At 35.5% G+C, this 1,302-nt stretch carries 2 protein-coding genes; both read right to left on the reverse strand.

Translation table 11 applies throughout. The features are described 5' to 3' along the window. A partial coding sequence (locus BUC45_RS07320) for a nucleotidyl transferase AbiEii/AbiGii toxin family protein (RefSeq protein ID WP_296971278.1) occupies positions 1–626 on the reverse strand: 626 nt, incomplete at its 3' end. After that, on the reverse strand, positions 623–1,216 hold the full coding sequence (locus BUC45_RS07325; protein ID WP_296971279.1) for a type IV toxin-antitoxin system AbiEi family antitoxin domain-containing protein: 594 nt from the start codon (positions 1,214–1,216) through the stop codon (positions 623–625). The genes BUC45_RS07325 and BUC45_RS07320, both read right to left, overlap by 4 nt. Between the last annotated feature and the right edge of the window lie 86 nt (positions 1,217–1,302).

Genomic DNA, 1,302 nt, shown 5'->3' on the forward strand with positions numbered 1-1,302 from the left:
GATTTATTAATACTATGCCCCTGGGTCTTTAGCAAAATATAGATATCATAAAAATCCCTCATCCTTGTATTTGCGATGCCCCTTGAAATGATTGTTTCAAGTTTCTCGGCTATGACCGTTTCTATATTATATGCAAGAATATCTATGCTCCTATCCTCTAACAATAATTTAAAGATATAAACAACTTCCTTAGGTGTAATTTTGTCGCCTGTAGTAATATCCACTTTTAGCGGGATTCTAGCATTTTCCATTCTCGCTTCAAGTGATACTCTAAAGCCATTGTATTCATCTTCAGTTCGTATATCTTCTATCCCTTTAAATTCCATACTTACTCCGTCATCTATTGGTACGGATAATATATTATCAAATGCATCTTCAATAGATTCCTTTGTTACCGGATACGATTTTATAGTAGCATCCATGTCTACGGTGGATCTCATGTCTATACCAACTAAAGCCGCTATTAGCATTCCGCCTTTTAGGATGAACTTGTCTCCAAAGTCAGATAAGGATATTCTCTCAAGTAACCTTTCTAACATATAGTTCCTTAAGAGAATTTGAGCGTTGATGTTGTTCTCCCTAGACATATTTTTTATTAGGTCTTTTTGTTGCCTTAAATTCTTCATAGCAATATCTCCAAATATTTCCTTACCACATTCTGAACATCAAGTTTTTCTGCATATCGTAACAATAGAGGGATGTTTTTGTCCTTAGTATCTAAATATCTTCTGATGGCTTCATTTAAAATAGCAATATCCATCTTGTTTCTATTCCGGATGATATCACAGATAGTTCGTTCTTTATTGTATGCTTTAATGGGCCTTCCATAGATAGTTTTTAATTCCATAACACCCACCTGATGAAGGGCCTTCTTTACTGTATAAACTTTAACCCCCTCAGCTCTTAAATGGGTAGCATTGTATCCATAGGGAACGGTTACCGACCATTCAATAGGATCTCTATCTGTCAAATCATGTAAATACAATGCTGTTTCATGGGAAAAAATGGTTCTTTGGTTTTTGGCCTGAAGCCTATACATTTCATCGTCAAATGCATCAGGAGTCAAATATACACCATGGGCGACCCTTTCCAGTCTATTTTCCCTGACAAAGATGTTTAAGTATTGCCTAGGAACACCTGCCGCCACAGCTTCCTTCGTAAGGATTAAGCCATCCCTATCTTCAATTAACCTTTCAAGCTTTACTTGATAGCTCATTATTATCAACTCCTATTTACTTTCACGCTGTAATTATAACTCATTTGAGCGTAAAAGTAAATAAGGATTTAAAACTTTTCCAAAAA

Origin of the sequence: Tepidanaerobacter sp. EBM-38, from assembly GCA_001896545.1 — a bacterium.
In the GTDB taxonomy this organism is placed as follows: Bacteria; Bacillota; Thermosediminibacteria; order Thermosediminibacterales; family Tepidanaerobacteraceae; genus Tepidanaerobacter.

Bases quoted from the DNA above. Each gene is read 5' to 3' on its own strand.
- BUC45_RS07325 (WP_296971279.1), bottom strand. From the start codon at position 1,216: ATGAGCTATCAAGTAAAGCTTGAAAGGTTAATTGAAGATAGGGATGGC.